Consider the following 6,662-nt stretch of genomic DNA (forward strand, 5'->3'; position numbering starts at 1 on the left):
TAATAACAACCCGGATTTTAAGCGCTTATATCCTGGTTACGTTTTTGGCGTGGAGCCCTTTGGGACCTTCGCACACCTCGAACTGGACAGGCTGGCCGTCCTCCAGGGTTTTGTACCCCTCGGCGCTAATGGCCGAGTAATGCACAAAAACGTCCTCCTCCCTGTCGTCCCCCTTGATAAATCCGTATCCCTTTGCATTATTGAACCATTTGACCTTGCCGCTAAGCATCTTAAAGCCCCCCTCATTACTAAAAAACACCATGACGATCACAACATCTCAAGCCTATAGGCCGTCCCCAATGAGTGCAGGCCTCCCCACGCTTGATCAATTAAAATGCAAAGACCCCGGGCTCAAGCCAAAATGCCTCAAGCCGCAGGTTGTATTGATAATAGCCAGCCTGAAAACCGCCCCCGTGACCGCCGGCCGAAAGGACTCGCCACGGTGAAAGAGCCATTACCCCACTTTTCCAAGTGCAGACATTTGAAAGCAATTTAAATGCAATGTCAAGTATATTTTTTTGCCGCGACGCGTTCGCAGAGACAAGGTTCCATCGGGCCCAGACTGTGGCCTGGGCATCATCCAATTGGCTTATAATAGCGCTACGTGAAGATTTCAGGAAGCGTATATGACCAAACTGGACATGGTTTTGCGCTCAGGGATTATATTCATCTGCGCAATGGCTTTTATTGCCGCAATGATGGCCGGTGTGGCGCCGGCGCAGGCAACCAGGGAAAGTGATCTCACCGCGATCTGCCATAATCCCGGCCCAGGCCAGCGGACAATAGGCGTCCATCCGGCCGAACTTGCGGCCCATCTGGCGCATGGTGATTACAAGGGGGCGTGTTCCTCCGCCGCCGGAGAACTGAAAGGGAGCAGCGGGGGGACAAGCGGCGCCACGGGTGGCACCACCGGCGGGGCGGCGGGATCGGCCAAGGATATCAAGGGAGCGAATGGAACTGGCGGCACCACCGGCGGGGCGGCGGGATCTGTACGCTGAAGACGGAACCGGCTTACTGTTTCTTTTCCAAGCTCACGGCAAGATTGAAAAGCCCGCCTCTTCTGGCGCTCCTGACTTCCAGCCCATTGGCCTGGGCCATCCGCTTGATATAGTCCAGCCCGAAAAGGTTCACTGAAAATCCATGCCTGCGGTGCCACCACCGGTAGGCCTTCCCCGCCAGGCAAGTGGAAGGGGCCAGCAGGACTATCCTCCCCCCCGGCTTTATCGCAAGAGAGGCTTCGCGGAAAAATGGCGCGGGATCGGGGACGAATTCCAGCGCCCCGGCGCACAGCACCCTGTCGAACACCGGCTTGACAGGCAGATGGGCCAGGTCCGCCACGGCCTTTTTCACCCCTTGCGCTGCCACCGCGGCGGTCATGGAGAATAGCATGTCCGTTACGGCATACAGCGATGGGCCCATCGGGGCGATACGGGAGGCATACCACCCGTGGCCGCATCCAACCTCCAGCACGCCAAGGCCGGCCAGCGGTGATATTTCCGCCAATACGGCCTTCAGTTCCATCTCCCTCACCGCCCGCCACGCGCCGCGCTCGGATTGCTCCCCGTAACTTGCGGCCCTCTCGTCGAAATGGCGGTTCACAGCTTTCTGGCTAGAGTCGTGATTCATAGGTATTTATCTAAAACTTGGCGGAGCGTCTGCCCTTGCGGGGCCCTTGGCCGGGCAGGTAATATCGGTTATTTCAGTCCCTTGATTTGAGGCTTTTGATCCGTTCCGTGATTTTAAGCGTTTCTTCCTTCATGCCGGACTGGTCAAACAACACCAGCGCGCGCCGGGAATGATCCAACGCCTGTCCTATGTCCCCGCGTGATTCGTGGATCAACGAAATGCCGTACGCGCTAAAGGCCGCCTCCTTTTTCGTCTTGGCTCCCACCTTTGATCCTTCAAGGTAAAACGCTTCCGCTTTTTCCAGGTCTCCGGAGCCCCTGTGAATGTCGCCTAAAAGGCGGAAGGCTGTGGCCTTCGCCCCGGCGGTGGAGAGTTTTCCGGCCTGCTCTTCAAGGTGGTTTACCGCCTCTGGTGAAGGTTTCACCCCTCCCGCCACGTTTGCGGCTGCTTGTTCCAGAGGCTTCAACATTTCCATGTCCCCGGCCAGTTCCCCGGCGCCTTCTCCCGGTTTTGAAAACCAGGGGTGAGGCTCTGATTCCTCGGGGACGGCTGGCGCCAAGTCCGGTTTCTTTATGTACTTTACGTAATAGCCGTAAACGTATGGGATCATCAGTACGATGAAAAAGGACACAACTCCAATCAGGACCGGCACATGCCGTGTCATCACGGCTATGACGACTTCCCAGCCGGTCTTGAAGGCGAATTCCTGTGCGTCCGGCAGGACGCGCCCGGGCACAACCGCAATCGCCCGGCCCGTCAGTTCAAGAGCAGTCCATAGTGTGTTCATGGCCTAGGCGTTGACCTCCATGCTCGGCAGCCCGAGGGTGGAGAACTCAAGCCATCTGACAGCGAAACGCAGGATGTCCTCATCGTTTGTCCGGATTTTCTCAATTGTTTCTGAATCAAGCCTGAACCTCTTTAAAAACGTGGAGCCGAAAACGAACTGGCGGAACCTGTCCACATCGTAAAGCGACATGTATATCATCCCCAGCTTGCCGTCATCAAGTTTTCCCGGCTCGCCGAGTTTTTCATGGAATGAAAACCGCACGACGATTTCGTTGTGCAGGTTATAGTCCGCCGCCCCCTGGCCGAGCACCCATTCCTCCAGGGTCTGGCTTTTGCCTTCCTTCCACCCAAGGCAGTGATCCTCCTCCACCTTAAAGAATATCCGGTCCCCCGAGGCGGAGGCGGATCCGGAAGATGCGGCCTGGCCAAGGGGATATACGCGGCACGATGTGGGCCTGTCCGCGTACACGCCGCACCCTTTTTCCGTCACGAACGGACAAGCCCCCTCCCCGTCCATTTTCAGCCGCACCACCGGCAGGCCCAGCAACGGATCCATCGCCACTGTGGTGTGCTTTTCGTGGAATTCCCATGACTTCAGGCCCAGCCGGTTTTTCAGCCTGAGCACGTCGTAAGGCATCAGAAAAAGATCCGGATTCCGGCAGCACGATGTCCAGCACGAAAGGGCGTCGTGGCATTTGAAATTGAACGATTCCCCCCACCCTATTTTGGGAAGTTTTTCGACAGCCTCGTGGATCGCCTGGCTTAAACCGCCACCGTGTTCTCCGCTTCCGCCATCTCCCGTCATTTGGCAATTGTCTCCATAAATGAAAAAACGGCTGCGCCAACCTTCAGCGCCGCCGCTTTTCAAATAGTAACCTTTTTGGCGAACTATGGAAAGTTTAGTTGTCACGTAAAACCAGCGTATCAATCTCGATGCATCCCCTATCGCTATTCCAGATTAGGGGGTATCATTTAACAAAATTGTCATAATGGTGGCGCCCAGGTGAACAATACCGTGTCCGCAAAGTTGCTGGTTGCGTTGTCCGTTTTCGCGGCCATCATGGCCGGAGCCGCGCTGGCGGACAGTTTTTACCAATGGGCCGATGAGCAGGGGAACGTCCATTTCGCGGACTCTCCCGCGGGAATACCTCCCCAATACAGGAAAAACGTCAAGACAGGCGAATTCAAGGAAAAAAAGGCCGGCAAGACCGATGAGCCCGGAAGCAAATCCGGACAAGCGGCCGAGCAGCCCCAGGCAGAGCCCGCAATACCGGCCGCAAAACCTAAACCGAAACGATATGAAGTCCCATATGAAGCCTTTGAAGGGAGCGCCAGGAGGATAATCATAAATGTCCGATTCAACGAATCCGTCACCGCTCCAATGATACTGGACACCGGCGCGCCTGGGTTGGTCATTTCGCCGCGCCTGGCGGAAAAGCTTGGCATATTTGACAATGATGAAGGGAAGCTTTTTGCGTTAACCGGCGGCATCGGGGGCTCGGCTCCGGCGATCATCACCATCATGGACACTGTGAGGATAGGGGACGCGGTGGACCATTTCGTCCCCACAACAATCACCCAATCAATTTCCGGCAATTTTGAAGGGCTTTTGGGGATGGACTTCATGGCCAACTTCTCATTTACGATAGACACCGCCGGCCAGAAACTGATTCTTGAGGAACTTCCTGAAACAACCGGCAGGCCCGGCGGCCATGACGAAACATGGTGGAGGCTGACTTTCAAGGATTTCGCCAGGACCAGGAAGGGATGGGAGGGCTTCCTCAATTATCTGAAGAAGCAGGAGGTGGAGTCCACCTTCACCGGGACCACCATGGCGACCATCAAAAGGTGGAAATCCTTCGCCGAAAAGCAGTACTCCGAGGCTGACAAGCTTTTTTCCAAGCTGGACAATTACGCCGCCCGTCATTCCGTGCCCATGGCCTGGAGAAGATATTAAAACGCGCAAATAAAAAAAGCGCGGACCCGAAAGCCCGCGCCTTTTGTCAGCGGATTGTAATGTCAGAAATCCTTGAAATCATCGTCCAGCGGAATCAGGTCGTCCGCTTTCCCCTTGGCCTTGGGCTCTAGCGCGTGGGCGGGAGCCGCGGAAGCGTGACGGGGGGCCGGGGAGTGATGGGCAGGGGCCTTTAAGGCCGCTTTGGGCTTGACCTTGCGGGCCGGAGCGCCGCCGGAAGACATGCGGCTTCGGACCGAGGCGGCGCCTTCCACCAGCGCCACAAGATTGCCGACCATGTCCTTTAGCTTCGCCGCCTGGGCGTTGAGCTCTTCGGACGCGGCTGCGGTCTCCTCGGCGCCGGCGGCGTTCTGCTGTGTCACCTTGTCCATCTGGGACACTGCGGTGTTCACCTGGTCCACCCCCTGGGCCTGCTCGTTGGACGCGGCGGCTATTTCCGCCACAAGGTCCGTCACCTTCTTCACGCTGCCCACAATGCCACCGAGGGCGTCGCCGGCCTTGTTGGCCATATCGCTCCCCTCGGCGGCGCGTTTGACAGCTTCTTCAATCAGAGCAGCGGTGTCCTTCGCGGCGGTGGCCGACCTTTGGGCGAGGTTTCGCACCTCTTCGGCCACCACGGCGAATCCCTTGCCATGCTCGCCGGCCCTGGCGGCCTCTACAGCGGCGTTGAGCGCAAGCAGGTTGGTCTGGAACGCGATTTCCTCTATCACCTTGATGATCTTGGCGATCTCTTCGGACGACTTGTTTATCGCCTTCATCGCCTCGATCATGTCGCTCATCGTCTGGCTTCCCTTCTCCGCCTCGTTCCTGCTTTCGCGGGCCAGCGACGACGCCTGGTTTGCGTTGTCCGCGTTCTGCCGCGTCATCGAAGATACTTCCTCCAGGGCCGACGACGTTTCCTCAAGCGATGAAGCCTGCTCGGTCGCCCCTTCCGCCAGGCTCTGGCTGGAGGATGATATCTGCCCGGCCGCGGCCGCCACCTGGTCCGAACTGTCGTTCAATCCCTCTATGATCTTGTTCACAGGCCCGGTGATGGCGCGGGTTATGAAGATTGTAAGGGCAATTCCGATGACAAGGGCTATGCCAAGGCCGATGATCATAACCCATGACGCGGTGGAAAGGGCCGCCATTGAATCATTGGACACCCTTTTCGTCCCTTCCATCCCCGCCTTGGCCACTGCCGCCGCCTTTTCTGTAGTAAGGTTCGCCACGGCCTGCCGTTTTACGCCCACTTCACCAAGCTTCTTGAAGTTGTCTGCGGCCTCCTGCATGTGCTTGGCATATTCATCGGCGGACGTTTTTATCCCCTCTATCTGCTTTAAATTCACCTCGTGGGTTGTCTTGGCCTTGATTTCTTCCAGTTTCTTGTCTATCTCGCCGAATTTTGGCGTCAACTCTTCCAAGGCGGCGTAATCGCGGTTGGCCAGAGCTTTCCAGAAAGTGATTCGAATGCCGTTGCCAAGGTCAATGACGTCGTTCATTACAACGGTCTTGTTGTAACGCTCGGCCAGTTTGTCCGGCGGGGTCTTGCCCTTTAATTCATCCTTCAGTTTCTTGTCCTGGTCATTTAGATAGGCGTAGCAGTTGTCCATCAACTCCTTGGCGATCCTGTTGACATCACCTCTAAGTTCGTCCATGGCGTGGTCAAGCTTGGCCGTCTCCTCCACGGACGCTTCCCAATCGGCCACCGCCTTGTTCACCTCCGCCACAGCCCCGCGCAGCTTGGTCAGGTGCTTTGCCTTGTCCGCCAACTGTTCGGCCGTCTTCAGGTGCTTTTTCAGCTCTGCCATGTTCTTGCGGCCGCTTTCCAGATGCTTTTCATCGCTGGTGAAACCATAACTGCGCATGTCTATGACGGTATGGAGGGCCGAGGATTCCACGTCGCTGGCCACGTCCACCTCGGGCACGTACTCGTTGGCCAGCATGTCAACGTCGCCCTGGACGCTCAACATGTTCCACACGGCAAGGCCGCCCAACGCAATCGCGATGATCAGTATGGCTATGAAGCCGCTGGCTATTTTCGTCCCCAGTTTCATGCTGCTAAAGTTCATGTCGTCTTCATCTCCTTTTTCGGTTCAGGCAAGTTCCAACCCGCCTCATTATTCTTTAGCAATGTTCGACAGCATCGCCGCCTCTTCGGGAAAGTGTCCTAAACTTAGTTGAAACGAAGGTATGACCTCACCTGCTACCATGTTTTTGAACGAAAACAACGGAAAGCAAGGAGGTCACATGAAAAGAGTAAACGGTAACGGGAAAACTGGCAAGGGAAGAATGG

At 56.5% G+C, this 6,662-nt stretch carries 7 protein-coding genes; 2 read left to right on the forward strand and 5 right to left on the reverse strand.

Annotation, left to right across the window (positions count from 1 at the left end):
- Positions 1-25: 25 nt before the first annotated feature.
- Positions 26-229, reverse strand: a complete 204-nt coding sequence (locus HZB29_01135) for a cold shock domain-containing protein (protein MBI5814195.1) — start codon at positions 227-229, stop codon at positions 26-28.
- 397 nt (positions 230-626) lie between these two features.
- Between HZB29_01135 and HZB29_01140 the strand changes: the two genes are divergently transcribed.
- Entirely contained in the window at positions 627-998 is a 372-nt protein-coding gene (locus HZB29_01140) for a hypothetical protein (protein MBI5814196.1), read from the forward strand.
- Positions 999-1,011: 13 nt separating this feature from the next.
- Here HZB29_01140 and HZB29_01145 read toward each other — a convergent pair whose 3' ends face one another.
- From HZB29_01145 to HZB29_01155, 3 genes are all read right to left on the reverse strand, one after another.
- Complete coding sequence (locus HZB29_01145; GenBank protein ID MBI5814197.1) at positions 1,012-1,626, reverse strand: class I SAM-dependent methyltransferase; 615 nt, start codon at positions 1,624-1,626, stop codon at positions 1,012-1,014.
- 73 nt (positions 1,627-1,699) lie between these two features.
- A complete protein-coding gene (locus HZB29_01150; GenBank protein ID MBI5814198.1) occupies positions 1,700-2,413 on the reverse strand; it encodes a tetratricopeptide repeat protein in 714 nt (237 codons plus the stop codon).
- A 3-nt stretch (positions 2,414-2,416) separates the two neighbouring features.
- On the reverse strand, positions 2,417-3,217 hold the full coding sequence (locus HZB29_01155; GenBank protein ID MBI5814199.1) for a YkgJ family cysteine cluster protein: 801 nt from the start codon (positions 3,215-3,217) through the stop codon (positions 2,417-2,419).
- Between the two features lie 198 nt (positions 3,218-3,415).
- Between HZB29_01155 and HZB29_01160 the strand changes: the two genes are divergently transcribed.
- Positions 3,416-4,369, forward strand: a complete 954-nt coding sequence (locus HZB29_01160; protein MBI5814200.1) for an aspartyl protease family protein — start codon at positions 3,416-3,418, stop codon at positions 4,367-4,369.
- Positions 4,370-4,431: 62 nt separating this feature from the next.
- Here HZB29_01160 and HZB29_01165 read toward each other — a convergent pair whose 3' ends face one another.
- The gene (locus HZB29_01165; protein MBI5814201.1) at positions 4,432-6,438 is read right to left on the reverse strand and encodes an MCP four helix bundle domain-containing protein; all 2,007 of its coding nucleotides are present in this window, start codon (positions 6,436-6,438) and stop codon (positions 4,432-4,434) included.
- Positions 6,439-6,662: the final 224 nt, after the last annotated feature.

It is taken from the genome of Nitrospinota bacterium, assembly GCA_016235255.1.
Lineage (GTDB): Bacteria > Nitrospinota_A > UBA7883 > UBA7883 > JACRLM01 > JACRLM01.

Coding starts and splice junctions, on each gene's coding strand:
- HZB29_01145 (MBI5814197.1), bottom strand. CDS start 1,626: ATGAATCACGACTCTAGCCAGAAAGCTGTGAACCGCCATTTCGACGAG.
- HZB29_01155 (MBI5814199.1), bottom strand. CDS start 3,217: ATGACGGGAGATGGCGGAAGCGGAGAACACGGTGGCGGTTTAAGCCAG.
- HZB29_01140 (MBI5814196.1), top strand. CDS start 627: ATGACCAAACTGGACATGGTTTTGCGCTCAGGGATTATATTCATCTGC.
- HZB29_01165 (MBI5814201.1), bottom strand. CDS start 6,438: ATGAACTTTAGCAGCATGAAACTGGGGACGAAAATAGCCAGCGGCTTC.
- HZB29_01135 (MBI5814195.1), bottom strand. CDS start 229: ATGCTTAGCGGCAAGGTCAAATGGTTCAATAATGCAAAGGGATACGGA.
- HZB29_01150 (MBI5814198.1), bottom strand. CDS start 2,413: ATGAACACACTATGGACTGCTCTTGAACTGACGGGCCGGGCGATTGCG.